Here is a 25,045-nt window from a genome sequence, read left to right on the forward strand (position 1 = left end):
TACAGCTCAGCAGACTCGACGACGGGTTACCGAGACGATCACCCGCAAGCGTCACAGTGGATCTGCGCCAGACCCCCAACCCGAAAGGTGTCTAGTGGGTGGCTCGAGTTAGCTGGGTCGTCCGAGGTGGCACCGGGAGGCCGAAAACACTCCCGGTGCCGCCTGGACTTCCGCACGGGCGTCGTCATGCGTTGACGACCAGGACATCGCCCCCAACATCCTGGTCGGCACCGGCAGGCCCGTGTCGACGGGCCGGCCGAATCGGCGCTTGCCCGCAGAAGGAATCATGCCTGCTCGCCCCCATAAGCACATCGGCGGACATGCGTATGTCTTGTCCGGACCCGGGCGAACCATTCGTCGCTGTGCGTTACATATGTCAGGCCGTCACATGGATGTCACGCCGCGCACCCGATGTCCGATCGCGATGGACTCGCCGGAGATGGCCCCGGCCCGCGGCGAGACCAGGAACGCGATCAGGTCGGCGATCTGGTCCGGATGCGAGTCCCCCGGGCGGCCCATCTCGACCTCGGCCGCCGGGGTGTCGGACACGATCCCGGGGCTGACCGTGTTGATGGTGACCCCGGTGCCGGCCATCGTGTCGGCGAGGTTCTTCGCGGCGATGATCAGGGCGGCGTTCCGCACCGAGCCGGCCACGTTGCCGGTGAGCAGCGCATTCTGGCCGCTAACGCCGACAATCCGCCCATAGCCGGCACCGGTCATGGCCGGCAGGGCCGCGTTGACCAGCCGCAGGAACGACATTGCCTTCGTGTCGATCGCGCCGAGGACCTGCTCGGGATCGGCGTGGCGGGAGGCATCCAGGGTGCGGGCGCTGGGCGCGGCCGCGACCACGAGCGCGTCGAGCCGTCCGTACGCCCGCAGCAGGCCGTCGATCGCGGCCGTGACCGACTCCGGGTTTTGCGCGTCGAGCGTGATGCCGTCCTCGGCATGCCGCGAGGCGGCGATCGCCGTCGCACCCTCCGCCCGCAGCCGAGCGACGACCGCCCGGCCGATCAGGCCGGTGCCACCGACGACCAGCACGACGTGTCCACTCAGTCCAAGATCCACGCAGGCGACGCTACCAACGGGTCGGCGGGCAAGACCCCGGCCGGCGACGCGGGTTCGTCAAAATCGCGGCGGAGAGCGGTCCGGAGTCGGTGTTGCTGACGATCCGCGCCGCCGGCGACCTGGCCACCCTGAGCGGCCGGCTGCGAGCGGCGACGGTTACCGCGTCTTCGCAGCCCGGCCTGCCGCTCCGGCAATGCCGTCGACTCATCGCCGAACAGGGCCGCGCACTCGGGAGCGATCACTCGCCCGAGGTGAGCGGCTCCCAGGACGCCATGGCGCACGTGATGACCGACTCCAGGTCGGCTCGGGTGGCACCGTCCCGCGCCTGGATGGAGAGACCCTGCATGAGGGTGGTGTAGTAGCGGGCCACGGCGTCGAGGCGGTCGGGTGGCAGGCGGAGGTCGCGGGCCAGGCGGTCCCGGATGGTCGTGAACTGGTCGCGGCGGAGGACGGCGAGGAACTCGCGGACCGCGTGGTTTTCCACCGCGCCCAGTGGGGCGGCCAGGATCAGCATGCAGCCGGGCGGCGCGTCCGGGCGGGTGATCTCGTCGGCGGTGGCGCGCAGCATGGCGAGGATCGCGGCGCGGGGCGTCGGCTCCTCGCGCAGCGCACGCCGGGGCGGCTCGCCCGAGGTGCTGCCGTAGAGCGCCATGACCCGTCGGAACAGATCTTCCTTGCTGCCGAAGGCCGCATAGATGCTGGCCGAGGCGATGCCCATGGCCTCGGCGAGATCGCTGATCGAGGTGCCCTCGTAGCCGCGCTCCCAGAACAGCTCGAGCGCCTGACGCAGGGCGACCTCGGGATCGAACGTGCGCGGCCGGCCGCGAGTTGCCATCGGGGGCGATCTCCAGACTTGTTTGTCGTTCGATCGACTTTACCTTGACCTGCCTGCTGCGGCGTGTAACGGTTTGTTGGTTGTTCGATAAACAAAGGAGCCGAGCATGCGTACGCTGCAACAGACATCATTGAACGGGCCGCGGGACCTGCGGCTGATCACGGACGCGCCGACGCCCTCCCCGGGCGCGGGCGAGGTTCTGATCCGGGTCGTCGCGGCCGGCGTCAACTACGTCGACGTCTCGCAGGCGTACGGCACGTTCGCCGGTGGACCACAGCCGCCTTACGTGGCGGGCATCGAGGGCGCGGGAGAGGTCGTCGCGGTCGGTGCCGGCGTGACCGAGGTGAAAGTCGGCGCTCACGTCATCGGCGCCGGCATCCGGGGCGGTGCGTTCGCCGAATACATGGTGCTGCCCGCGGCCGCGGCGGTCCCGGTACCGGAAGGCTGGGCCGACGAGCAGGCTCTGGGTCTGGTCGTGAGCTGGCCGACGGCGCTGGCCGCGCTCCGGCCCCTCGGCGGCATCGCGGCTGGACACACCGTGCTGATCCACGCCGCGGCGGGCGCGACGGGACAGGCCGCGGTGAAAATAGCCAAGCACTACGGGGCGACGGTGATCGCCACGGCCTCGGCCGGCAAACACGAAGTGGTGCGGGCAGTCGGCGCCGATCACGTCCTCGACTCCCGGGACGCCGACATCGCGGCCGAGGTGCGGCGGCTGACCAGCGGTGCGGGCGCCGACCTGGTGCTCGAGTCGGTCGGGGGTGCCACCCTCGAGGCGAGCCTGGCCGCGGCCAAACGGGTCACCGGCCGGGTCGTCGTCTACGGGCTGGCCGGCGGGGCGGCCACGATCAGCAACTGGGACCTGGTCTACCGGCATCAGGTGCAGGTCGTCGGGCTCAACATCGGCGTGCTGATCCAGGCCGCGCCCCGGGTCTTCGGCGAAGTCATGGGCGAGCTGTTCGGGCTGCTCGCGACCGGAGTGCTCGGCCCCGCGGAACCCACCGCATATCGGCTGGCCGAGGGCCCGAAAGCACTGGCCGAGCTGGAGGCGCGGGCCACCGTGGGCAAGCTGGCGCTGCTGCCTTGACGGGCAGAGTGACCGGGCGGGGCGCCCGGCGGCGACGCGCCGAGGGCGACCAACGACGGCAGCCGGCGGCAGGGCGCGGAGGGCAACCAACGACAGCGGCCGGCGGCAGGACACCAAGGGCGACCAACGACAGCGGCCGGCGGCAGGACACCAAGGGCGACCAACGACAGCGGCCGGCGGACCGCGCGGGCCCGCCCGGCGGCGGCGCGCGGAGGGTGACCAACGACGGCGCCCGGCGGTGTGGGCGGGGCCATGGCTCAGCCCGTACTTCTGGGAAGCCGGCGGCAAGCCGCCGGGCTATTTGATGCAGCAGCCCTGGCAGACCTTGGGTTTCGGCAAGGTGAAGGCCAGGCAGCAGGTCTTGCGCTGTACGTCGAGGCGGCCGGTGCGGTCCGGCACCAGCTCGATCAGGTCGTCGACGCCGAGGGTGGTCAGGAGCTCGTGCACCTGGTCGGCGGAGGAGCCGGGCACGGCGTCGGCCGAGCGGAGGATGCCGTAGGCGACGCCGGAGGCCAGCGAGCCGAGGAGGGTGCGCTTGCCGAGCCGGACGCGGTCGTGGAGAGCGTTGAGCATCGGCTCGAGGTGCTCGTCGAGCAGGGAGCGGCGGAACTCGGCCAGCAGGGCCCGCTCGTCGGGGACCACGCGGATCTGAGGGAGGCCGCTCAGCGCGATCGGGTCGGTCGGCAGGACCGCGACCGGGGTGTCGGGGTGCAGGCCCAGAGTGATCAGCGGGCGCGGGTCACGGAAGTGCATGAGTACGTGCTCGGCGCTTAGCAGCGGGACCCGGCGGGCGCTGGCCCAGCCGAGGACGGCCGGGAGGGCCAGCCAGTAGGTGTATGCCTTCCACGCCAGCGCGGCGGCGGCGTGCGGCTGCGCGTTCCAGCGGTGGCCGGCCGACTCGAGCAGGAGATCGAGGTGGCCGCCGGTGAGGCCGGTCGCCGGGACCCAGGCGGACGGGTCGGCGACGGTGAGGTCGGGGGCGAGCCCGGGAATCTCCGTACTGGTGCCGAACATCACGCGCAGCGTGTCGGTGACCGGGGCGAGCGGAAGGAACGGCGTCGCGCGGTCGAGAGCGGTGGTCACTGAGCGCCACCGTCCCGTCGCTTGCTTGCCACCGCCCACCTCGCCTTTTGTCAGAAGGGCCAGCCCCGAGGCGACCCACCGTACACCGTTAAGGCTAGCCTAACCAATACGGTCCACGGTCGAATACCCCCGCCGAAAGGGTGCCTAACAAAGTCAAGGCATCTGTCAGTAAGGCGCTACTAGCTCCTAACGGACACCGGGCGGCGGCGAGACTGAGGTTCTCGTCGCCAAGGGGACATCGATGATGACCACCTCGCCTGTTGACCGGGCCGCTGACCAATTTGTGACGGCGCTGGCTCACTGGCGGGTCGAGCGCGGGATGAGTAAGAAACAACTCGCCGCGCGCATGGGCTTCGACCCGTCCTACGTCAGCCACGTCGAGGGCCGCCGTCACAAGCCGACCGAGGACTTCGCCCGCCGGGCCGAGGCGGTCCTCGGAGCGGGCGGCCTGATCTGGCAGCGCTTCCAGGAGTACGACGAACTCCGCCACGCTCGCGGAGTGGCGCTGCACCGCGACCCGCCCGTGCCCGTCCAGTGGCTGCCACCGGGCACCGGGCTGATCGTCGAGCACGAGATCGCCGAACTGGTCTACACCGAGGGCGCCTACCGCTGCCGGGTCACCCGCGCGCTCTACAACGCGGGCGCCGAGCCGGTCAGCCGCTACCTCATGAAGATCACAGTGGACCGTTACCCGCACGACCCGGCCGGGTCCAACCGGCACCACCGTGAACACCCGCTGACCTTCGAGGAACTCGACCTCGAGGCGCACGCCGGCGAGGGCGACGCGATCGAGCGCATGCAGTGGCGGGTCAAGCTCGACCGGGACGCGTCGAAGGAGATCTGGCTGCTCTTCGCCAACGAGCGCGGGCAGTTCCCGCTCTACCCAGGTGACCGCACGACGATCCAATACGCGTACACGGTCGGCGAGGAAAAATGGGGCCAGTGGTTCCAGCGGGCCGTGCGTCTGCCAACGCGCCGATTGACCGTACGCCTCGACTTCCCGATCGACTTCGACCCGCAGGTGTGGGGCGTGGAGACGTCACTGGCCGCCGAAGCGCCGGTGCGGTCACCCCTCGAACGGCACAACGAGGACGACCGGGCCGTCTTCGAATGGTCGACCGACCAGCCGACGCTGAACGCCCGCTACCGCCTGGAGTGGCGGTTCCGGGGCATCGGGGCGCCGCGCTACGACGAGTTCGCTCCGAACGGCGCCCACCCCCGAAAGTCGCAGCAGCTGCGGGGCATCGGGATCGTGCAGCGCGGCTCCGACCTGCTCCGGCAGCGGGCCCGTCACTTCCAGTTGCCGCGCGAGGAGTCGTCGGCCCGCGAGACGGTCGAGGCGTTGCTGGGCTCCCTGACCCGGCTCGAGGAGTTGCACGACTTCAGCAAGGGCGTCGGTCTGGCGGCCCCGCAGATCGGCCGGTCGGTGGCGGCCGCGGTGGTGCGGCCGGCCGAGCTCGACGCTTCGCCGATCGTGCTGCTCAACCCGCGGATCGTCGGTGAGTCGCTGGAACGGGACGAGCAGTACGAGGGCTGTCTGTCCTTCTTCGACTATCGCGGCCTGGTGCAGCGGCCCCTGCGGATCGACGTCGAGCACGCCCGGTACGACGGCACCCGCATGATCACTACGTTCGATCGGGCGATGGCCCGGCTCGTGGCGCACGAGATCGACCACCTGGAGGGCCGCCTTTACGTCGACCGGATGCACGCCGAGTCCAACCTCGTGCCGGTGGCGAACTATCACCAGACCGGACGCCCCTGGGCGTACTGAACTCAGCTGAACGCGTCGTATTTGATGCGCATCGAGGGCACCTGCAACTCCGCCAGCGTCTTGAGCGTCGACTTGACCATCGAGCCGGAGCCGGAGACGAAGAAGTCGTGCTCGTTCCACGGGCCGTAGCGGGCCACGACGTCGGAGATGTTGCCCTGCTCACCGGCGAACCCGGGGTCGTCGCTGCACGCGGTCACCACCGACAGCCAGGGATAGCGCGCGGCCAGGCGGTTGAGTTCGGCCAGGTCGTAGAGGTCCTCCCGGTTGCGGGCGCCGAAGAAGACGTGCACCCAGCGGGTCCGGTTGTAGCGGGTCAGCTCCTCGATCAGCGACTTGATCGGGGCGAGCCCGGTGCCGCCCGCGATGAAGACCGCGTCCCGGGTCGAGCGACGGTCCAGGGTCATCGTGCCCATCGGCGCGGCCAGGCGGACCATGTCGCCGACCTCTAGCCGGCGGACCAGCGAACTCGACACCCAACCGGCACCGACCGCCCGCACGTGGAACTCCAGCGTGTTGTCGCGGCGGGGCGCGTTGGCCACCGAGTAGGTGCGCCAGAGCCTCGGCTGGAAGCGCGGGCACTCGATGCTCAGGTACTGCCCGGCCCGGAACTCCAGCGGCTGCATCGGCAGGACGGTGAAGACGGCGATATCGGACGAGCGCCGTTCGTGGGCCAGCACCTCGCCGTACCAGTAGGGCGGATTGGTGTCGGCCTCCGCGCCGGCCATCATCTTCGAGGCGATCACCGCGTACGCGTCGGCCCACGCCTGGTCGTACTCGACACCCCACTGCTCACCCGCGTACGCCCGCATCGCTTCGATCAAGGAGCTGCCCACCACCTCGTAGTGTTCTGGTTCCACGTGAAACTTCCGATGATCGCGACCGAGGCCACGCAGGTATTCGTCGAAGCTCTCCGGGTCCTCGATGGTCTGCACCGCGGTGACGATCGCGTTCAGCAATCGCGCGCGCTGCACGTCCATGTGGACCGGGAATAGATCGCGCAGGTCGGGGCGGGACAGGAACATCCGGGCGTAGAAGTAGCTCGCCACCTTTTCCTGATGCTCCTCGACCAGGATCCAGCTCTCCTTGAGCAGTCGTCCGAGGTCACCCATGCCTTGCAGCCTGCGCATCCCGGTCGGAATGACGACGCACGACCGGTGCGACCGGTCACATTCCACCCGTTCCCCTTGTCCGGATAGGTCCGTTTAGCCTTGGCGGTGGGATTCCTTTCGAGTGACAGACCCTAAGGTTGTCGCGTGACTGTTGATCGCGAGGCCGATAGCCGCCCCGTCGTAGCTGGCGAGATCGTCATCGTGCTGCTGCTCTCGCTGGGACAGTCCGCGGTCTACGCGGTGGTCTCGCTGATCGCCAAGCTCACCGCCGGCAAGCCGCTCTCCCAGCAGGCCGCGGTCCTCAACCAGTCGCAGTCGCCCCGGCCGTACCTCGACCTCACCTACCAACTGCTCGGCATCTTCTTCGCACTGATCCCGGTGGCGTTGGCGCTCTACCTGCTCGCTCGCGACCGGCTTCAGCCGCGCCGGACGCTCGGCCTCACGGCCCAGCGGCCCGGCTTCGACCTGGGCTGGGGCACGTTGCTCGCCGCCTGCATCGGCATTCCCGGGCTGCTTCTGGTGTACGTCGCACGCCTGCTCGGCATCAGCGCCGACATCGTGCCCGCGGCCCTGCAGCCGGTCTGGTGGGCAATCCCGGTCCTCATCCTCTCCGCGATCGAGAACGCGGTGCTGGAAGAGGTCATCGTCGTCGGCTACCTGATCACCCGGCTGCGGGGACTCGGCCGCTCGCCCGCCGTGATCGTCGCCTGCTCGGCCGTACTGCGCGGTTCCTACCACCTGTACCAGGGCTTCGGCGCCTTCGTCGGCAACGCCGTGATGGGCGTCGTGTTCGCGCTGTTCTTCATGAAGACGAAGCGGGTCATGCCCCTGATCGTGGCGCACACAATCCTGGATACGGCCGCCTTCGTCGGCTACACGTTGGTGCCGCACTCCTGGCTGTCCTGGCTTTAGCAGCTGTGCCCACCGCGGCTCAGCGTTCGACCGGGTCGATCTCGCTGCAGGTCAAGCTCGGACAGCGCTTGGCGCCAGCCGTCGGTGCCGTCGGCTGTGCGCGACGCGGATGGCGGTGCAGTCGAATAGCGTCCACGGCACGATCGGGCCGAGGCTCGCAACCTTGGCCGCCTACCGTGGGCCAGCCGAATTTACGCTGCCGTCGTTGCGCGGCGGGCGTTGGTGATGACGAAGGGTATTACCGCCAGGGCGAGGACGCCGCCGCCGATGGAGAGAGCGGAGTAGCTGGTGGCCGCCATGATCAGGCCGCTGGTGATGCCGCCGCCGGCGCCGGCCAGGGAAACGCAGAGGTCGACGGCGCCCTGGGTTTTGGCGCGGGTTTCGAGCGGAGCGGCGTCGGTGATCATGGCGGTGCCGGAGATCAGGCCCAGGTTCCAGCCGAGGCCCAGCAGGGCCAGTGCTACGGCCAGGAGCGGGACGGAGTTGTCGGGGGCGGTCGCGGAGACCACGCCGGCGGCGAGCAGCGTGACGCCGGACGCAACCGCGACCGGGATCCGGCCGACCCGGTCGACGAGGAAGCCGGTGATCGGCGACGGCAGGTACATGCCGGCGATGTGCACGGCGATGACCAGACCGGTCGCGGACAGGTCGTGGCCGTGTGCCTCCATCTGTACCGGCGTCATCGTCATGACCGCGACCATCACCAGCTGGGTGAGAATCATCGTGGCGGCGCCCGCGAGCACGCCGGCCTTCACCGGCTGGGCGGCCAACCCGGCGCCCGCAGCCAACCCAGCGGCGGCCGACCCGGAGTCCGCAGCCAACCCAGCGGCGGCCGACCCGGAGTCTGCAGCCGACCCGGCGGCAGCCGACCCGGCGGCAGCCGACCCGGCGGCAGCCGACCCGGCGGCAGCCGACCCGGCGGCAGCCGACCCGGCGGCGGCCGACCCGGAGTCCGCAGCCAACCCAGCGGCGGCCGACCCGGAGTCCGTAGCCAACCCGGCGTCCGCAGCCGATCCGGCGGGGGCGACTGGTTCAGCGGCAATGGCCGATCCGGCGGCGGCGGGTGGCGTCTCGGGCTGGGTTCGGGAGACCAGGAGTGGGTCCGGGCGCAGGAGCGCAAAGATGATGGTGCCGGCTACGGCGTAGGCCAGGGCGGCCAGCGCGAACGGGCCGGCCAGCGCCGGGATGTGCCAGTGGGTCGCGATGCGGCCGGTGGCCGACACCAGGTTGGGGCCGATGACGGCTCCGATCGTGGTGGCGACCAGGACGGAACTGACTGCGCGGCCGCGGCGGCCCGGCTCGACCAGGTCCGCGCCCGCGTAGCGGGCCTGCAAGTTGGTGGCCGTCCCGGCGCCGTAGACGAGCAGGAAGAACAGCAGGAGAACGACGTTGTCGATCGCCGCGGCGACGACCACGCCGGCGCCGCCGAGCGCGCCGGCCGCGTAGCCGGCGGTCAGGCCGGCCCGGCGGCCCAGCCGTTGCGACAGCCGGCCGACGCCCAGGGCTGTCCCGGCCGATCCGGCCGTGAACAGGGCCGACGGTAACCCGGAGAGGCTGCTGGTGCCGAGCATGTCCTCGGCCAGCAGCGCTCCCACGGTGACCCCGGCGGCCAGCCCGGCCCCGCTGAACACCTGCGACGCCATGACGACGCTGATCGTGCGGTGGTGCAGGGCCTGCCGGTCCTCAGGGATCATGACCCCACTCTGGCTCAGCGGGGCTCAGCGGTCGAGTGCGTGCAGGCCGGACGCGTCGAGCACGTAGACCGGCGCGAGCGAGGGCGCGTCGGCCAGCGCGACGATCGCCTGGCCGGCGACTTCCGGGGAGGCGTAGGAGGTCAGGCCGGCACGGAACTCCTCAGGACTCAGTCCAGCGCTCACGCCGTACGCCTCAATGGCCGTCTCCCCGACCGCCGTGCCCGGTGTGATCAGCGGAAGGACCGTGGTTGTCTGCAGGCCGAGCCCGCCGGCGTAGCCGGTGATGAGCCGGACCGTGGCCTTGGCGCCCGCGTAGCCGCCGCTGAGCGGTGAGCTGCGAAGCTCGGCGCCGCTGCCGAAGACGACCACCCGTGCGCCGGGATCGAGGGGCAGCCGGAGTGCCGCCCGCAGCCAGGCGAAGGCGATGCGGACGTCGGCGTTCCAGTTGATGGAGAAGGTTTCCCAGGTCTGTTCGGTCAGGGGCCGCATCTCCGGGAGCGCCCCGGCCGTGATCACCAGCAGGTCGGGGCGCTGCTCGGCCAGCACTTTGTCGGCGAAGGCCTCGTCGGCGGCGTCGCCCTGGGCGCGGGACACGGAGGTCACCCGGGCTCCGGCGTTGCGAGCCGCGGTGGCGACGCCAAGGCCCAGGCCGCGGCTGCCGCCGACCACTACTACGTTTTCAGCTGTCATGCCCAGGGAGATCCGGGCCGGACGGCAAACTCACCGGCTGACCGAACATCGGCAGCAGTTCCGGCATCAGGAAGATGTGGATCCGCCGGACGCCGCCGCGGTCGAGGTCGAGGACCTGCAGCGCATGGGCCTCGCCGTGGGCGTAGAGCGCGAGGGCCGGCTGCCCGTTGGCGGTCAGCGGCCGGGTCCGGAAAAGCCCGGGTTCGACAAGCACATGCGTGCCGAGGAAACCCAGCACCGCCTCGCGGCCGGCGAACCAGGTGGCGTGCGGCGGCATCTCCAAAGTCACGTCGTCGCGCAGCGCCGCGGCGAGCGCTTCGAGGTCGGCCCGTTCGAAAGCTTCGGCATAGCGCTCGATGTCGAAGCCGCCCGGCTCCCGCATCTCGTCGGGATCCGGCGCCTCGCGGGAGATCCGCTCCCGGGCCCGCAGCAGCGCGCTGTTGACCGCGATCGTGGTCGTGCCGAGGATCTTCGCGACCTCGTCGGCCGGCAGTTCCGCGACGTCCCGCAGGATCAGCGCGGCCCGTTGGCGCGGCGGCAGATGCTGAAGTGCGGCGACGAAGGCCAGGCGAAGTTGTTGTGGGCCAGGATCTCCCGCCGGAGCGGCCCGGCGACCTCCGCGAATCCGTCCACAGACACCTCCTGGACTCTATGGATCCGCGCCGGCCGGGAAACTCACCGGTTGCTATTCGACGACACGGGTGAGTCTCGCCGACGTCGCGAAGGGCAGGTTCGGAACGGCCGGCTGCATCTCGATCGCGCCGAGCTCGCCCGGGTGGCCCAACAGGAAGCCCTGCCCGACCGGGCAGCCCAGCTCGATCAGCATCTCGGCCTGGGCCGCGTCCTCGATGCCCTCGGCCACCGCGGTGAGCCCGATCGCCCCGAACAGCTGCCACAGCGTCCCGACGATGCGGGCGGCCGCCGGGTCGCGGGCGATGTCCTGCACGTACGTACGGTCGATCTTGACGATGTCGGCCGGGAACCGGTGCAGGTAGCGCAGGGAGGCGTAGCCGGTGCCGAAGTCGTCGATCGCGATGCGTACGCCGGTGGCCCGCAACTGCCGCAGCGTGCCGATCACCTCAGACTCGTCGGCGAGCGCGTTCTCCGTCACCTCGAGCACTAGCTGCTGCGGCCGCAGGCCGGCCTCGGCCAGCGTCGCGGCGACCCGGGCCGGGAAACCCGGGTCGAGCATCTGCAGCGGTGAGACGTTCACCGACAGGTAGGCCTCGACCGAGCCGGGCCACGCCGCGAACTGGGCGCAGGCCTGCCGCAGCACCAGGATCCCCAGGTCGCCCACGAGCGCGGCCCGCTCGGCGACCGGGATGAACACGTCCGGCGGCACCGGCCCGAGCGTCGGGTGGTTCCAGCGGGCCAGCGCCTCGACGCCGACCACCCGGCGGTCGCCCAGCCCGACGATCGGCTGGAACGCCACGTGCAGCGCCTGGTAGGCCAGCGCCTGGGCCAGGTCGGCCCGCCACATCATCTCGCGGTCGAAACCCTGCCGCATCGAGGGCTCGAACAGGGCGTACGTGTTTTTGCCCTGCGCCTTGGCCGCGTACATCGCCAGGTCGACGTTCTTGCGAAGGTCTTCCGAAGGCATCGGGCTGCCGTCGGAGAGCGCGATGCCGACGCTGGCCCCGATCTCGAGCGTGCGGGCACCGATCTGGAAGGGCTCGCGCAGGCCGGTGAGCAGCCGTTCGGCGACCGCCGGCAGACCGGCGACCGGCGAGGTGAGTACGGCGAACTCGTCGCCACCGAGCCGGGCGATGGTGTCGTCGTCGCCGGGGAAGGAGACCTGGAGCCGCTCGGCGACCGTCCGCAGCACGATGTCACCGGCGTCGTGCCCCAGCGAGTCGTTGATCATCTTGAAGTCGTCGAGGTCGAGGTAGACGATCGCGGTCGGCGTCTGCAGGTCGAGGGCGTCTTCGAGCCGGTCGGTGAACAGCGCGCGGTTGCCAAGCCCGGTTAGCGGGTCGTGGTAGGCCTGGTGCTCCAGGCGACGGGCGAGCGTCGAGTTGTGCAGCAGCGTGGAGAGCTGCCGCAGCAGGATCAGGATGATGCCGGCCAGCATCGGGACCACCTCGGGGGCGTCCACCTTCGCCCCGGCCAGGGTCTGCCCGGAGATCACGAAGGCCGCCAGGCCGAACGGAACGTACGGCAGCATGATCTGCCAGCGGCTCGCCACGCCGGTCTCGTCGAGCACCATCGGCTTGCGCATCGCCGCCCAGCCGGCCGCGCCGCATGCGGCGAACGCCACGAACCAACCGCCGTCCGAAACCTGCCCGGTGTGGTAGGTCTCGGCCGAGGTGGAAAGGGCGAACCAGATATCGGAGGTCGTCATGCCGGCCACGCCGAGGATCAGCAGGAAGCCGATGCCCCGGCTGCCCTTGCGGGTGCGCGCGGCCAGCAGCACCGCCATCGTGGCCAGCATGATGTCGCTGACCGGGTAGGCCAGGGACACCAGCAGCGCGAGCGGCGTGTCGGCGCCGGCTTCCCACACCGAGCGGACGGTGACCGCCCAGCCGACGACGAACAGCGCGCACCCGACGATCATGCCGTCGAGCAGCACGGTCAGCCGCGACCCGACCGAGTTCCAGCCCGAGATCAGCCAGAGGCCGGCCGCGCCGAGAACCGGGAACAGCAGGTAGCCGTAGTCGGCGAACGACGGGAACAGCACGTCGGCGTGGACCACCAATTCGTTCCACGACCAGTAGAAGTTGCCCACGCCCCAGCTCAGGCAGCCACCCGCGAGCAGCGCCCAGCCACCGCGCTGGGTGCCGGCGGCCCGGCGGGCGGCGATGCCGCAGAGCACGGCCGCGACGCAGGCGATCGTGCTGCTGCCCAACTGGGTGTACGGTGCGGCCGCGGTGCCGGCGAGCAAGAAGATCGGCACGCAGGTGGCCAGGCTCAACGCGACCAGCGCGATCACCTGCCGCTGCTGTCGTATCACTGCCGTGTGATCGGCTGTCGGCCTGGTGACTTAAGCCCCATCGGGGCACCTTATAAGCACGCCGGATCGGTGTACATCGCGCACCGCGCAGATCTGCCGAGGCATCGCCGATAATCAATGCATGATCGACTATGACGCACGCCTGCACTCCGTTTACGTGGCCGGCCGGCAGATGTCGCCCGAGGCGCTGACGATCTGGATGGAGACGTTCGCGCGGCAACTGCCCGAACGACGGCCGCTGACCTGGCTCGACCTCGGCTCGGGCGCCGGGCGCCTGACCCCGGCCCTGGCCGACGAGTTCGGCGGCCCGGCGTACGGGGTCGAGCCGTCGGACCGGATGCGCGCCCAGGCTCCGGCTCATCCCGCCGTCACCTATGCCGCCGGCTCCGCCGAGCAGATCCCGCTGCCCGACGCGTCGTGTGACGCGGCCCTGCTGTTCTTCGTCTGGCACCACGTGGCCGATCGGGAGGCCGCCGCCCGGGAACTGCGACGGGTGGTCAAGCCCGGCGGCAAGCTGTTCCTGCAGGTGAACTTCTCCGACCGGATGCCCGACACGTGGTGGTTCCGGATCAACCCGGAGTGGCGGGAGGCCGACCGGGCCCAGTTCCCGTCCCGGCAGCAGGTGATCGGCGACTTTACCGGGGCCGGCTGGACGCTCGCCGCCCGCGACCAGGTCACCTGGCCCCGTTCGGCGAGCCTGGCCGAGGACGCGGCCCGGCTGCGGCTGCGTTCCGTCTCGATGTTCGAGCTCATGAGCGCCGAGGTGATCGAAGAGGGCTTCGCCCGTATCGAGGCGGCGCTCCCGTCGCTCGACGACGGGCCGCAGCACGAAACCAACGAACTCCTGGTGTTCCAGAGGTAATCCGGGCCAGCACGACGGAGGAACGCTGCGCTAGCTCAGGTCGGGACCGGTCAGGATCGCGTCCGGGTTGTCGACCAGGCTGCGCACGTCCCACATCCAGACGCCGCCGTTCCAGGTCGGCTCGAAGCCGAGGATCTCGGTCATCGCCCGCAGCATCTCGATGTCGCGGGTCTGCGGGGCGAGCACGATCACGGCGGCGTGCCAGTAGCGCAGGTCGGCCAGCGTCATCTCGCGACGGGTGTCGGTGATCTCGGGGATCGGGTTGCCCTGCTTGATCGACTCCATCAGGCCGCTGGTCGGCCGCCACGGCGGCGCGAAGGTGGCGCTGTGGTCGTTCGGGTTGAGGGCGCTCTGGGTCGGGAGCAGCGCGTACGCCCCGGCGATCTTCATGTCCAGGCCGGTCATCGCGCTCCACCGCAGCGGGGCCGGGTAGCCGCTGCCCGGGAGCGGCAGGGCGACCACGCTGTGGTTGGCGTCGACGTACTGCTTCCAGGTGCCCGCGGTGACGAACTGCGGGACCGGCGCCATGTCGGCGGCCTGCACCGGGTGCGGAACCAGCGGAACCAGGGCCATCGCCACCGCGGTGATCATCGCCACGCGGACCGGACCTCGGGCGGCCGGCTGGCTGCGGACGAGCCCGATCGCCTTCTGGAGGCCGAGCGCCAGCACGATGCCGACGACCGGCGCGATCGCCATCGCCCACCGGGTCGGCACCGCCGAGTCGAGAACCGGAACGTACTGCAGGGCATCCCAGATGCCGGGGATGCCGGTATTGACGCCGTTGAGGAAAATTCGCGGTCCGAGCGACATGGCGGCGAAGAGCAGGGCCGTCGCGCCGAGCGTCACCACCGCGATGTTGCGCCGCATCCACACGATCAGACCGAGGAAGAGGATGACCAGGCCCCAGCCGAAGAACGCGTTCTCCTCGGCCGTGTTCTGCGCGAGGCGGGTCGCGGTCATGTCGTTCCCGGCCACCGAATGACTCGAATAGGCGGTAAACGCACCGAGGTCGGTTCCGAAGTTTTTGACGTACGCCGAGAGGCCCTGGTAGCTCTGCGGCCCGAAGAACTGAACGCTCAGCGGATAGGCAAGTACGGCCACGACGGCTAGCACGGCGACCGCAAGACCCCGTAGGAAGGTTCGCACCTCGCCCGGATGGCGGCGCCGCCGGGAAATGGCGAGCACCACGCAGAAGATGCCCAGGCCGACCGCGGTCATGAACAGAATCTCAAGATTGATGAATGCCTGCCAGATCAGCAGGCCACCCAGGATCAGGCCGCTACGCAGGGCTTTCCCCTGCCGGAGCGCGAGCGTGCGCCAGATGATCAACGGGACCAGGAACTGCGACACGATGTTCGGGTGACCGCCGGCGTGCGCCATCATGCTCGGCGCGAATGCGCAGAACATGGCGCCGATCCAGGCGGCCCGCCGAGACGACAGGAACTGTCGCGAGAGCACGAAATACCACGAGATGCCGGTGCCCGCCAACGCGAGCGTAAGAAATACGTTGAACGACACATGCGGGCCGAACAGAAGAGTGATGGGCGTCAACGGAAGCGATACGGCCAGCACCGATGTGTTGGCCATCATGTTCACCCCATCGGGGTAATTCATGAGATTCGAGAAGAACGGATATGCCCCGTGTGTGATGACGCGGGCACCGTGCGCCAGCATCCACTCAAAGAAAGCTTGATCCTGTGGATCGTCGCGCATCTCATGATCAAGGTTGAACCACAAGGGTGCGGTGACGTACAGCGCTACAGCGACGAAAGTAACGATCGCAAGAACGTCCCGCCAATTGAGCTGCCACCACGCGCGACGGCGCGTCTGCTCCTGCTCAGGGGTGGCGAGCTCGGTCGGAACGGCCGAGATGGGCGCCGTCGTGGTGACATCCGTCTCCAGCGACAGCAGCTCGGCATCAAGGTCGTGGACGTCGGTTTCCAGGCTGTCGGCGTCGGCCGCTTGGCGAGACGGCAGAACGTTCCCACCCGCCGACTGGCCTGTCGAGTCAATACCTGTAATCGTCATAGCGTCGGCGAGCCTAACCGAGGTTGGTAACGTTGTTGTGTCGAGCGGCCGATGCGTGATCGAGCCGATATGAACGTCGTATTCGGGGCATCCACGTACAGCCTGGATGGACCTCGACACCCGGTAGTACCCGCCGGCCTATGTCTCAATCAGGCAAATAATGGGTAGCCGCCCCGGGCTCAACTTTCGGTTACGCGTGCCGGATGGTTAACTCGTGCGGTCCCGCTGTCAGCTTCCGGATCGGCAAGACGAGGGAACCTACACCTATGGCAGACATCACTGGAGACCAGCGGATCCAGTCTGAAGTACTCGAAGGCTTGGCCACGGCGGTGAACCATCGCCGGTGGTTCGTCGAGCTCGCACTTCCCTACCTGGGAGACAACCCGATCGAGATCGGCAGCGGCCTCGGTGACTACGCGCTCGAGTGGGCTGAGCACCTTCCGCGGTTCACGGCGACCGAAGCCGACCCCGACCGGCTGGTGCTGCTCAAGGAGCGCATGGTCGATCACCGGAACATCGACGTTCGTCAGATGCTCCTCCCGTCGCCCGACGCGAACGGGGAATACAGCGCCGCCGTGTCGTACAACGTGCTCGAGCACATCGAGGACCACGTCGGCGCCCTGCGCAGCATGTCCGATCTGGTGCGTCCGGGCGGCCGGATCATCCTGATCGTGCCTGCCTTCATGTTCGCCATGAGCCAGGTCGACATCGCGACCGGCCACATCCGGCGGTACACGAAGAAGTCGATGCGCGCGGCGATGACCGAGGCCGGCCTCGAGATCGAGAAGCTGCACTACGCGAACGCCCTCGGCCTGATCGGCTACTACGGCGCCACCAGCATCTTCAAGCTGGCGCCGAAGGAAGGCCCGATGGTCAAGATCTACGACAGCCTCGTGCTGCCGGTCACCAAGGCGGCGGAGAGCATTGTCCGGCCGCCGTTCGGGCAGTCGGTCTTCGTGGTGGCGCGCAAGCCCGCCTGATCCCGCGCGTACGGAAAAGGCCGCCGATGACATCGGCGGCCTTTCAGCTTTGGAATGTGGGCCGGATCACTCCGCGGGCCACCGTGTGGAACGCCAGGTTGAATCCGACATAGGCGGGCGTGGCGTCGGCGCCGATGCCGAGTTCGTCGACGTCCAGCGCGTGCACCGCGAAGACGTAGCGGTGGGCCCGGTCGCCGGGCGGCGGCGCGGCCCCGCCGTAGGTGCGCTCGCCGTAATCGTTGCGCACGCAGAAGGCACCCTCGGGCAGCGGGTCGGCCCCGCGCGGCAACTCGGTCACCGCCAACGGCAGGTTGACCACGACCCAGTGCCAGAAGCCGCTGCCGGTCGGGGCGTCCGGATCGAAACAGGTCACCACGAAGCTGCGGGTCTCGGCCGGGAAGCCGGACCACGACAATTGCGGCGACAAGTTCTTCCCGCCGACGCCGGGGTGCGTGAAGAGTTCGTCGAGCGGTCGGCCGTCGGTCATGTCGGCACTGGTCACGGCAAAGGACGGGACCGGCGGGAGATGGTCGTACGGGTCCGGGGCCACAGCGCGTTCGAGACTCATGGCGTTGTCCTCCGCGAGACGGTGGGAACGTGATCCGGATTCCCCGATATCGCCGGTGATAATCGGCCCGAATCGCGGCCCGTCCTCACCTGTTCGGGGAAACGCACAGCTGGTGCGGGGTGTCGCAGTGGTGCCGGGCGATGCTTCTGTCTGACATCCGACCGGGTGCGTGCGGCAGAGATCCCCGCGCTCGGTGGCGATAGGTCGCTGAGAGCAGCGGACCCAGCGGCCGCAAGTCGGCACCCGCCGGACCAGGCGGGTGCCGACTGCTGTCTCCGCGAATGCTGCCTAGAGTCCGAACAGGGGCCGGCAGCGTGCGAGGCCGTCGATCTCGACCGGGACCCGGCGGGCCGCCTCCCACGAGTCGCGATCCAGGCGCAGGCGCCGGCCGACGACCGGCACGCCCCGCACGACGTGCCGCTGCACCCCGTCGTCGGTGTAGCCCAGCTTGCGCGACACGGCGTACGACGCGTGGTTGTCGGCGAAAGCCTCCGAAGTGACGAACCGCGCCCCGAGCCCGGTGAAGGCAAGTTCGAGTACGGCCGCCCGCATCTCGGTGCCCAGACCCTGCCCCTGATGTCGGCGGCCGATCCACGAGCCGGTGCCCGCCTCGCGAAGCACCACGAAGTCGCGCCCGTCGAGACTCTGGGTGCCGATCACCCGGCCGTCCGCGATCGCGACCAGGTTGAGCGACCAGTTGTCCGGCCGCCAGGCGCCCCAGGCCGCCCAGTGGAACTGGATCAGCCCGCGGACGACCTCGTCCGCGGGCCGGTCGGTCCACTCGGCGACGAACGGCTGCCGGGCCGGATCGTGCACCCCCGAGGCGGCCAGATCGGCCAACTCGGCGAGCCGATCCAGCCCGGGAAGACGCAACTCCAGGCGTGAAGTGCGCAGCACAAGTCCGAACAATGGCCAGCTGTCGATGATCACGGCCGCGATTGTGTCAAACCGTTCACCAATTAGAAGCGCTCCACCCGCAGACCCGAATAGAGCTTGCGATAAACCACCCCGGTGCGGTGGTTACCCGCGTCGATCATCATTCCGTGGCCCATGTAGATGCCGACGTGGCCGGGCCCGACGACGAGGTCGCCGGCGCGCGCCACCCGGCGCGAGATGGTGTGCGCCCGGGCGGCCTGGGCCCGCGACGAGTGCGGCAGGCTGATGCCGGCCTGGGCGTACGCGCGTTTGGTGAGGCCGGAACAGTCGAAGCCGCTGCTGCCCTCCCCACCGGTCACGTAGGTGCGCCCGACCTGTGATCGGGCGAACGCGATGACCGCGCTCATCCCACCGCCCAGGGCGACCCGGCGCACCGACCGGGAGACGGCCGCGTGCCTGGTCACCACGGCGCGGTAGGTGCGCCGGTAGTGGACGACCGGGCGGGCCGCGGTGTGCGCGGCACGGCGGGCCAGGGCGGTCCGGTGAACCACCCGCAGCGGCGCCCTCAGGCCGGTTCGCCGGGTGAGGCCGGTGTGCCGGACCAGGCCGGTCTGACGGGCTATGCCGATCACCGCCACGGTCGCGGTGCGTGCGGCGGCCAGAATCGCCGGGCGGGACAGAGCCCGCGCGGCGGCCGGGCGCGTGGGAGCGGCCCGACGGGTGGCGGAACGCGACGCCCGAAGCGGGGTCACAGCTCGCGCCATGAATGCGGCATCAGCGTCGAGGGCGGCAGATTCCACGCGGACCGGCGTCGACGGCGGCAGCGCGCGGGCGGAGTCGGCATGGCTCTCGGACGGGTCGATTGCCGGAGCGACGGCGGCGAGCGCGATGGCACCCGCGGTCAGGACCCGGCGTGGGGACGGACGGTGCAGTGTTGCCTCCGAACTCGGTCCGGGGCACTCGCGCGAATCCTCCTCGGCGCGGCCATAACGTGAGACCACGCCCGTGCCGGCCGTCGATGGCAAGCAATGGGAACCCGGACAACTCGTTAATTCCGTCGACCATGCCAACACATCACGGGAATGTCTCGGGGCTGATTTCGCACAATCGGCCAGGTTTTTTGAAAAAAGAAAGAAAGCTGAGCTGTCGATCCAGGAACGTGGATATCAAATTTGACCCGAACGCGCCGTGCGAATCAGGACAACGACACCCGCACCCCGGCCGAGCCGACCTTCTCGCGCAGCTCGACGGCGACCGGCGACACACCCGACGGCAGCTCGAACGGCAATGCACCGGGCACGCTCGCGCCGGGCGGGATCTCCTCGAGCAGGGTCGGATCGCCGTCGTTGAGGAACACGGCCGCCCGATCGGACACCGGGTAGCGCCTCCCCTGCGCGTCGATCGCCTCCTGTGCGCCCGGGTCGAGCAGGGCCGGCTGGGTGCCCGCGTTACGGACCGTGACGTGGACCAGGCAGAACTGGCCGTTCGCCCGCTGCGGCAGCTCGGCCGGTCCGACGGTGCCGACGCCGCACTGCACGGTGCCGACGTCGAAGGCGAAACCGCCGTCCGAGGGTCCGGCCGGGTGCTTCGGTTGCGCCATCAGCGCGTACGCGGCGGAGCCGGCCCCCAACGCAGCGAGGGCCGCGGCAACCGGCCATGCCCACCGCGCTCGCTTGCGCCGGGCCGGCACCTCGGTTCCGGGCGTGGCGGGACGCAGGGAAGTGTTCGTCATGAGGGCAAATGCTGGGCGGCTACCCGTGCCGGGCCGGGTGAACGCGCGGAAATGCGATCCGCGATCACCCGGCCGTGTTAGCTTCCCTACGGCAGCAACAAGATCTTGCCGAGGTGCTCGCTCGCCTCCATCACCCGTTGCCCCTCGCCGGCCTCGGCCAGTGGCAGGGCGGCGTGCACGATCGGCTTGACCGCGCCGGCCTCGACCAGGGGCCACACCTCGCGGGTCACACCGGCGACGATGCGCGCCTTCTCGGCGGGTGGACGCGCCCGCAGCGAGGTCGACGAGATCGTGGCACGCTTGGCCATCAGCTTGCCGAGGTCGAGCTCGGCCCGGGTCCCGCCCTGCATGCCGATGATGCTGAGACGCCCGTTGGTGGCCAGCACGTCAATGTTGCGGGCCAGATATTTGGCCCCGATGATGTCGAGCACCACGTCGGCGCCCCGGCCATCGGTGAAATCCTTGGTGGCCGCCACGAAGTCGTCGGTGCTGTAGTCGATGACCAGGTCGGCGCCGAGCGCCCGCACCTCGTCGTGCTTCACCGCCCGCGCCGTGGTGATCACCGTGGCGCCGAGGGCCTTGCCGAGCTGGATCGCGAAACTGCCGATCCCGCTGCCGCCGCCGTGCACCAGCAGCGTCTCGCCCTTGCGCAGGCGGTCGTGCTCGACCGTGTTGGACCAGACCGTGCACGCCACCTCGGGCAGCGCGGCCGCCTCCTGCAGGGAAAGCCCGGTCGGCACCGGGAGCAGCTGAGCGGCCGGGACGGCGACCTTCTCGGCGTAACCACCGCCGGCCAGCAGCGCGCTGACCCGCTCGCCGACGTGATGGCCGGTCACGCCCGCACCGACCGCGCTGATCACACCGGCACACTCCAGGCCCGGATAGGGCGGGGCGCCGGGCGGCACCGGATAGTTGCCCTGGCGCTGCAGGACATCGGCGCGGTTGATGCCGGCCGCCGTGACATCGACTACTACCTGGTTGACGTCCGGGGTCGGGTCGGGCACCTCGCGGAGCACCAGCCCGCCGTCCTCGATCAAGATCGCGCGCATACTCACAAGTTACGTCAGGGGCCCTCGAACAGCACCCACCACTGTTCGAGGGCCCCTGTTCCCTCAGCCCTTGTAGGCGCCGATGGTCGAGGTGAACTGGTACGCCGACTGCGCCACGCCACTGCACGTGTCGTCGTTCGGGTACGCACCCGGGCACTGCCGGTCGCGGTTGAGCGACCAGAAGGTGAGCCGGGCGATCTGGTGCTGCTGGGCGTACGCCGTGATGGTCTTCATGTCGTTGACGGTCACGGTCGCGTGCTCGTCGGTGATCCCGTTCATCGACGAGATGCCCACGTGCTTGTACGCATCCGCGTCGGACCAGCCGTACGCGGTCTTGAGCTTGTTCTTGAGGCCGTCGGCCGCCTGGGTGGTCAGCTGGCCCTGGTTACCCGAGGTGTTGCCCCAGTCGAAGGTCATGATGCCCCAGCCGTCGACGACCAGGCCCGAGCTCGCGGCCCGGTTGATCAGCGAGCTGTCGGGGCCACCGGTGCCGCTGCCGAGGGTGATGTACTCGGTGATGCCCGGGTTGTTGGCCTTGATGGTCTTCAGCGCGTCGACCGTCTTCTGCTGGTCGGTGGCGCTGTTGTACGGCGTGCCCTCGATGTCGATGTCGATCGCCTTGAGGCCGTACGCGTTGATCACCTTCTGGTAGGCCCCGGCCAGCGCGGACGCGCTGCTGCAGGCGTCCTCGAGCCACGGGCCGCTCGCGCCACCGAACGAGATGACGACGTCACCGCCGGCCGCCCGGATCGTGTTGATCGCCGTCTGGTCCTGGCCGCCGGTCAGCGCGCGCCCGCCGTCCCACTTGGGGTCGCAGTTGCCGCTGTTCAGCATGAACGCCATCGTGAACCACTTGACGCCGGTGGTGTTCATGACCGTGGTGAGGTTGGGCGGGTTGCCCCAGCCGGTGTAGTAGTAAGGCGCGACCGCCTTGGCGCCGGGGCCCCCCGTGTTTCCTCCAGTGGGAGGAGTAGTCGGTGGCGTCGTCGTCGTTCCGCCGAACTTCCACTTCTGGTTCGACGTGCCGGTACAGGTCCAGAGCTGAAGCTTGGCCCCGTTGGCGGTGCTCTTGTCCTTCACGTCGAGGCACTTGCCGGACGCGGTGTTGACCAGGTCACCGGCCGAGCTGAGCGTCCACTTCTGACTGGCGACGGTGTCGAAGCAGTCCCACAGGTGCACGACCGCGCCGTCCGCGGTCGAGTTGTTGGCTATATCGAGGCACTTGCCCTTGCCCTGCACCGAACCGTTGTCGGCCAGGGTCCACTGCTGGTTGCTGCTGCCGGCCGTGCAGTCCCACAACTGGGGCTGGTTGCCGTTGACGGTCGAGCCGTCGGTCACGTCGAGACATTTACCGTCGAGCGAGCTGACGAGCGTGCCCGAACTGGCCGCGAACGCGTTGCTGATGCCGAGGACGCCGAGGGTGCCGACCACCGCCGCGGACGTCGCTATCGCGAGGATCTTCTTTTTCATGCGGGGGACGTCCACTTCTGGTTCGAGGTGCCGGTGCAGGTCCAGAGCTGCAGCTTGGCGCCGTTGGCGGTGCTCTTGTCCTTCACGTCGAGGCACTTGCCGGACGCGGTGTTGACGATGTCGCCGGCCGCGGTGACCGTCCACTTCTGACTGGCGACCGTGCTGGTGCAGTCCCAGAGGTGGACGACCGCGCCGTCCGCGGCCGAGTTGTTGGCCACGTCGAGGCACTTGCCCAGGCCGGTGATCGTGCCGTCGGCGCCGACCGTCCACTGCTGGTTGGCGCTGCCGGCGACGCAGTCCCACAGCTGGGGCTGGTTGCCGTTGGTGGTCGAGCCATCAGTCACGTCGAGGCACTTGCCGTCGAGAGCGCTGGTGATCGCGCCGGTCCTGGTAGTTCCGCCGCCGCCGCCACCACTTTGGGTGCCGCCCCAGGTGAACGTCGCCGAGGTCTTGGTCGGCAGGCTGTACGTGAACGACTGCCCACCCCAGTTGACCTTGACGGTCTGGGTGCTGCCACTCGTGTTGTACGCGATCAGCGCCTTCGACCCGTCCGCGTTCTTGAACGCCACGTTGGGGACGCTTCCGTTCGCCGTCGAGTCGATCCGCACCGCGCCCGGCTTCACGAACTTGGTCAGGTGGCCCATCGTGTAGTACTCGACGGTGTAGTCGACCTGGCCTCTTCTGCTGTCATTGCGGTGCACGGTGACCAGCCCGGTGCAGGTGCCGCAGCCGCCGTTGTGCGGACCCATCTGCTCGTCGACCGCGAGCGACCACTTGTTCCAGCTGCGGCCCCAGTTGCGGAAGAAGTTGACCATGTCGGTCATGTCCTGCTGCTGCTGGTTGCCGACCCAGGTGCCGCCCGAGTACTCGGTCATGTACTGGTTGACCGACGGGAACTGGTTGTGCACCGTGGTCATCTGCGACGGGCTGCCGCCGTAGTTGTGCCACGCGATCCCGCCGAAGTTCTTGTTGTTGCGGATCGCGGTGTCGTTGATCAGCGGCGACACCCAGCCGTCGTAGGTGTCGAAGTTCCAGTCGCCGATCAGCAGCTTGGTGCTCAGGCCCGCGTTGTTGAGAGCCGGCAGCAGGTTGTTGGCCGCAAAATAGTCCAGGCCGGACGCGGTCCACTGCATCGACGGGTAGCCGGCGCAGCAGCCGGGCTCGTTCTGCTCGGTGACGTACCGGATCGGCACGCCCGCGCTCTGATAGCCCTGGATGTACTTCACGAAATACTGCGCGTAGGCCGCGTAGTACTGCGACTGCAGATAGCCCTGGCTGTAGGCGTTGTTGTCCTTCATCCACGGCGGCGCCGACCAGGGCGAGGCCATGAAGAACATCTGCGGGTTGAGCCCGAGCGCCTGCTTGCTGAGCGCCATGACGTCGCTGTCGCGCGACAGCGAGAAGTCGTTGACGTCGCAGCAGGTGTTGTCGTACGAGTAGCTGTTCTGCGCGAGGTCGGACGAGCCGATGACGTTGCGGACCGCACTGACGCCGATGCCACCCGTCGGCGAGAACAGCTTGGTCATGACGTCGTTCTGGGTCGCCGCGGACAGCGCGCCGCTGCCCTTGATGTCGAAGGCGGTGGTGTCGGTGATGTCGGCACCCGCACCCTCGAACTGCTGGTAGGTAGTGTTCTCGTTGACCGTGATGGTCTGATTGGCACTGCCGCTGCTGCCGCCGAACGACACCGGCGTCTGCTGCTGCAGCCCGCGGGTGACGGTGCGGCCGCCGCCGTCGCTGGTGGTGGTCAGATAGACGTTTACCGATTCGCCGGCCGCGAACGCCTGCGGTGCGACGATCACGATGCCGGCGAGTGCCGCGGCACCGGCCGCGGCGTAGAGGGATCTTCTGGCGGTGGATCTCATAGGGGGATCTCCCTTGCCGTCGGTGGGGGCCGTCGTCCGGGATTGATAAGACGCTGAACAATAAACACGCACGTCGATAGGTTGTCAACCGTCAAATCATTGCGTGATCGTGTCGTTTCCGCAGGTGAGATGCCTGTTAAGAGTCTTAATATAAGTTTCGGTGAAGAGGGCCTGCGGGCGGCTGGGGTCGATCTGGCAGACTGGGAGCGCGCACACTGGAGGGCTCGCCTAGTGGCCGATGGCGCCGGTCTTGAAAACCGGTATGGGGAAACTCATCGTGGGTTCGAATCCCACGCCCTCCGCTCTACCCGAGCAGCAAGAACCCCGCCCACCTGCCCGAAGGCAGGCCGGCGGGGGCTGCTAGCGAAAGCTCCCCGGTCTCACTCGATCTCATCGAGAGCCGCTCGATCTCTCTCGCC

23 protein-coding genes, 1 tRNA gene and 1 pseudogene are annotated in these 25,045 nt (G+C 69.2%); 7 read left to right on the plus strand and 18 right to left on the minus strand.

What is annotated here, in order from left to right:
- Window positions 1–384: 384 nt before the first annotated feature.
- Both ACIA5C_RS33790 and ACIA5C_RS33795 read right to left on the minus strand, forming a co-directional pair.
- On the minus strand, window positions 385–1,065 hold the full coding sequence (locus ACIA5C_RS33790) for an SDR family NAD(P)-dependent oxidoreductase (protein ID WP_396062300.1): 681 nt from the start codon (window positions 1,063–1,065) through the stop codon (window positions 385–387).
- Window positions 1,066–1,303: 238 nt separating this feature from the next.
- Window positions 1,304–1,900, minus strand: a complete 597-nt coding sequence (locus tag ACIA5C_RS33795; RefSeq protein ID WP_396062302.1) for a TetR/AcrR family transcriptional regulator — start codon at window positions 1,898–1,900, stop codon at window positions 1,304–1,306.
- Between the two features lie 106 nt (window positions 1,901–2,006).
- Here ACIA5C_RS33795 and ACIA5C_RS33800 point away from each other — a divergent pair, with 106 nt between their 5' ends.
- Entirely contained in the window at window positions 2,007–2,987 is a 981-nt protein-coding gene (locus ACIA5C_RS33800) for an NADPH:quinone oxidoreductase family protein (protein WP_396062304.1), read from the plus strand.
- A 297-nt stretch (window positions 2,988–3,284) separates the two neighbouring features.
- Here ACIA5C_RS33800 and ACIA5C_RS33805 read toward each other — a convergent pair whose 3' ends face one another.
- Window positions 3,285–4,001 carry an IucA/IucC family C-terminal-domain containing protein gene (locus tag ACIA5C_RS33805; protein WP_396062888.1) on the minus strand — a complete coding sequence of 239 codons (717 nt, stop codon included), beginning with the start codon at window positions 3,999–4,001 and terminating at the stop codon, window positions 3,285–3,287.
- A gap of 313 nt (window positions 4,002–4,314) precedes the next feature.
- On the opposite strand from ACIA5C_RS33805, the gene ACIA5C_RS33810 reads away from it, so the two are divergent.
- Window positions 4,315–5,841, plus strand: coding sequence for a peptide deformylase (locus ACIA5C_RS33810; protein WP_396062890.1), 1,527 nt, complete (start codon window positions 4,315–4,317; stop codon window positions 5,839–5,841).
- Window positions 5,842–5,843: 2 nt separating this feature from the next.
- On the opposite strand, the gene ACIA5C_RS33815 is transcribed toward ACIA5C_RS33810, so the two are convergent.
- Window positions 5,844–6,950, minus strand: coding sequence for a globin domain-containing protein (locus tag ACIA5C_RS33815; protein ID WP_396062306.1), 1,107 nt, complete (start codon window positions 6,948–6,950; stop codon window positions 5,844–5,846).
- A gap of 144 nt (window positions 6,951–7,094) precedes the next feature.
- Here ACIA5C_RS33815 and ACIA5C_RS33820 point away from each other — a divergent pair, with 144 nt between their 5' ends.
- Window positions 7,095–7,862: a CPBP family intramembrane glutamic endopeptidase gene (locus ACIA5C_RS33820; RefSeq protein ID WP_396062308.1), complete on the plus strand. Its 768-nt coding sequence runs from the start codon at window positions 7,095–7,097 to the stop codon at window positions 7,860–7,862.
- A gap of 191 nt (window positions 7,863–8,053) precedes the next feature.
- Here ACIA5C_RS33820 and ACIA5C_RS33825 read toward each other — a convergent pair whose 3' ends face one another.
- From ACIA5C_RS33825 to ACIA5C_RS33850, 6 genes and pseudogenes are all read right to left on the minus strand, one after another.
- Window positions 8,054–9,556 (minus strand): MFS transporter, encoded by a 1,503-nt coding sequence (locus ACIA5C_RS33825; RefSeq protein ID WP_396062310.1) that lies wholly within the window; start codon window positions 9,554–9,556, stop codon window positions 8,054–8,056.
- Window positions 9,557–9,580: 24 nt separating this feature from the next.
- Complete coding sequence (locus ACIA5C_RS33830; RefSeq protein ID WP_396062312.1) at window positions 9,581–10,246, minus strand: SDR family oxidoreductase; 666 nt, start codon at window positions 10,244–10,246, stop codon at window positions 9,581–9,583.
- Entirely contained in the window at window positions 10,236–10,628 is a 393-nt protein-coding gene (locus ACIA5C_RS33835; protein ID WP_396062314.1) for a nuclear transport factor 2 family protein, read from the minus strand. Before ACIA5C_RS33835 ends, ACIA5C_RS33830 begins: the two co-directional genes overlap by 11 nt.
- A gap of 87 nt (window positions 10,629–10,715) precedes the next feature.
- Window positions 10,716–10,787: pseudogene (locus tag ACIA5C_RS33840) on the minus strand (hypothetical protein); the annotation flags it as partial.
- Entirely contained in the window at window positions 10,760–10,885 is a 126-nt protein-coding gene (locus ACIA5C_RS33845) for a hypothetical protein (RefSeq protein WP_396062316.1), read from the minus strand. The gene ACIA5C_RS33845 and the pseudogene ACIA5C_RS33840, both read right to left, overlap by 28 nt.
- A 46-nt stretch (window positions 10,886–10,931) precedes the next feature.
- Window positions 10,932–13,196, minus strand: a complete 2,265-nt coding sequence (locus tag ACIA5C_RS33850; RefSeq protein ID WP_396062318.1) for a putative bifunctional diguanylate cyclase/phosphodiesterase — start codon at window positions 13,194–13,196, stop codon at window positions 10,932–10,934.
- 121 nt (window positions 13,197–13,317) lie between these two features.
- Between ACIA5C_RS33850 and ACIA5C_RS33855 the strand changes: the two genes are divergently transcribed.
- Complete coding sequence (locus tag ACIA5C_RS33855; protein ID WP_396062320.1) at window positions 13,318–14,058, plus strand: class I SAM-dependent methyltransferase; 741 nt, start codon at window positions 13,318–13,320, stop codon at window positions 14,056–14,058.
- 30 nt (window positions 14,059–14,088) lie between these two features.
- Here ACIA5C_RS33855 and ACIA5C_RS33860 read toward each other — a convergent pair whose 3' ends face one another.
- Window positions 14,089–15,672 (minus strand): hypothetical protein, encoded by a 1,584-nt coding sequence (locus tag ACIA5C_RS33860; protein ID WP_396062322.1) that lies wholly within the window; start codon window positions 15,670–15,672, stop codon window positions 14,089–14,091.
- 27 nt (window positions 15,673–15,699) lie between these two features.
- On the opposite strand from ACIA5C_RS33860, the gene ACIA5C_RS33865 reads away from it, so the two are divergent.
- Complete coding sequence (locus ACIA5C_RS33865) at window positions 15,700–16,116, plus strand: hypothetical protein (protein ID WP_396062324.1); 417 nt, start codon at window positions 15,700–15,702, stop codon at window positions 16,114–16,116.
- A gap of 236 nt (window positions 16,117–16,352) precedes the next feature.
- Entirely contained in the window at window positions 16,353–17,066 is a 714-nt protein-coding gene (locus ACIA5C_RS33870; protein WP_396062326.1) for a class I SAM-dependent methyltransferase, read from the plus strand.
- Window positions 17,067–17,109: 43 nt separating this feature from the next.
- On the opposite strand, the gene ACIA5C_RS33875 is transcribed toward ACIA5C_RS33870, so the two are convergent.
- The 7 genes from ACIA5C_RS33875 to ACIA5C_RS33905 all read right to left on the minus strand — a co-directional run bounded on the left by ACIA5C_RS33875 (window position 17,110) and on the right by ACIA5C_RS33905 (window position 24,626).
- Complete coding sequence (locus ACIA5C_RS33875; protein WP_396062328.1) at window positions 17,110–17,634, minus strand: YbhB/YbcL family Raf kinase inhibitor-like protein; 525 nt, start codon at window positions 17,632–17,634, stop codon at window positions 17,110–17,112.
- 288 nt (window positions 17,635–17,922) lie between these two features.
- On the minus strand, window positions 17,923–18,564 hold the full coding sequence (locus tag ACIA5C_RS33880; protein WP_396062330.1) for a GNAT family N-acetyltransferase: 642 nt from the start codon (window positions 18,562–18,564) through the stop codon (window positions 17,923–17,925).
- Between the two features lie 29 nt (window positions 18,565–18,593).
- Window positions 18,594–19,262: a C40 family peptidase gene (locus tag ACIA5C_RS33885; RefSeq protein WP_396062332.1), complete on the minus strand. Its 669-nt coding sequence runs from the start codon at window positions 19,260–19,262 to the stop codon at window positions 18,594–18,596.
- Between the two features lie 443 nt (window positions 19,263–19,705).
- Window positions 19,706–20,242, minus strand: coding sequence for a DUF4352 domain-containing protein (locus ACIA5C_RS33890; RefSeq protein ID WP_396062334.1), 537 nt, complete (start codon window positions 20,240–20,242; stop codon window positions 19,706–19,708).
- 86 nt (window positions 20,243–20,328) lie between these two features.
- Complete coding sequence (locus tag ACIA5C_RS33895; RefSeq protein WP_396062336.1) at window positions 20,329–21,291, minus strand: NAD(P)H-quinone oxidoreductase; 963 nt, start codon at window positions 21,289–21,291, stop codon at window positions 20,329–20,331.
- Window positions 21,292–21,354: 63 nt separating this feature from the next.
- The gene (locus tag ACIA5C_RS33900; protein ID WP_396062338.1) at window positions 21,355–22,761 is read right to left on the minus strand and encodes a ricin-type beta-trefoil lectin domain protein; all 1,407 of its coding nucleotides are present in this window, start codon (window positions 22,759–22,761) and stop codon (window positions 21,355–21,357) included.
- A complete protein-coding gene (locus tag ACIA5C_RS33905; protein ID WP_396062340.1) occupies window positions 22,758–24,626 on the minus strand; it encodes a ricin-type beta-trefoil lectin domain protein in 1,869 nt (622 codons plus the stop codon). The genes ACIA5C_RS33900 and ACIA5C_RS33905 overlap by 4 nt, the downstream gene beginning before the upstream one ends.
- 217 nt (window positions 24,627–24,843) lie before the next feature.
- Here ACIA5C_RS33905 and ACIA5C_RS33910 point away from each other — a divergent pair.
- Window positions 24,844–24,928, plus strand: a tRNA-Ser gene (locus ACIA5C_RS33910).
- Window positions 24,929–25,045 lie beyond the last annotated feature (117 nt).

It is taken from the genome of Actinoplanes sp. NPDC051343 (genome assembly GCF_044455125.1).
GTDB lineage: Bacteria > Actinomycetota > Actinomycetes > Mycobacteriales > Micromonosporaceae > Actinoplanes.

Excerpts from the sequence above, each read along its gene's own strand:
- ACIA5C_RS33810 (WP_396062890.1), top strand. The coding sequence starts at position 4,315 with ATGACCACCTCGCCTGTTGACCGGGCCGCTGACCAATTTGTGACGGCG.
- ACIA5C_RS33795 (WP_396062302.1), bottom strand. The coding sequence starts at position 1,900 with ATGGCAACTCGCGGCCGGCCGCGCACGTTCGATCCCGAGGTCGCCCTG.
- ACIA5C_RS33890 (WP_396062334.1), bottom strand. The coding sequence starts at position 20,242 with ATGACGAACACTTCCCTGCGTCCCGCCACGCCCGGAACCGAGGTGCCG.
- ACIA5C_RS33875 (WP_396062328.1), bottom strand. The coding sequence starts at position 17,634 with ATGAGTCTCGAACGCGCTGTGGCCCCGGACCCGTACGACCATCTCCCG.
- ACIA5C_RS33815 (WP_396062306.1), bottom strand. The coding sequence starts at position 6,950 with ATGGGTGACCTCGGACGACTGCTCAAGGAGAGCTGGATCCTGGTCGAG.
- ACIA5C_RS33805 (WP_396062888.1), bottom strand. The coding sequence starts at position 4,001 with ATGTTCGGCACCAGTACGGAGATTCCCGGGCTCGCCCCCGACCTCACC.
- ACIA5C_RS33900 (WP_396062338.1), bottom strand. The coding sequence starts at position 22,761 with ATGAAAAAGAAGATCCTCGCGATAGCGACGTCCGCGGCGGTGGTCGGC.
- ACIA5C_RS33855 (WP_396062320.1), top strand. The coding sequence starts at position 13,318 with ATGATCGACTATGACGCACGCCTGCACTCCGTTTACGTGGCCGGCCGG.
- ACIA5C_RS33830 (WP_396062312.1), bottom strand. The coding sequence starts at position 10,246 with ATGACAGCTGAAAACGTAGTAGTGGTCGGCGGCAGCCGCGGCCTGGGC.
- ACIA5C_RS33835 (WP_396062314.1), bottom strand. The coding sequence starts at position 10,628 with ATGCGGGAGCCGGGCGGCTTCGACATCGAGCGCTATGCCGAAGCTTTC.
- ACIA5C_RS33825 (WP_396062310.1), bottom strand. The coding sequence starts at position 9,556 with ATGATCCCTGAGGACCGGCAGGCCCTGCACCACCGCACGATCAGCGTC.
- ACIA5C_RS33905 (WP_396062340.1), bottom strand. The coding sequence starts at position 24,626 with ATGAGATCCACCGCCAGAAGATCCCTCTACGCCGCGGCCGGTGCCGCG.
- ACIA5C_RS33800 (WP_396062304.1), top strand. The coding sequence starts at position 2,007 with ATGCGTACGCTGCAACAGACATCATTGAACGGGCCGCGGGACCTGCGG.
- ACIA5C_RS33870 (WP_396062326.1), top strand. The coding sequence starts at position 16,353 with ATGGCAGACATCACTGGAGACCAGCGGATCCAGTCTGAAGTACTCGAA.
- ACIA5C_RS33895 (WP_396062336.1), bottom strand. The coding sequence starts at position 21,291 with ATGCGCGCGATCTTGATCGAGGACGGCGGGCTGGTGCTCCGCGAGGTG.
- ACIA5C_RS33860 (WP_396062322.1), bottom strand. The coding sequence starts at position 15,672 with ATGAATTACCCCGATGGGGTGAACATGATGGCCAACACATCGGTGCTG.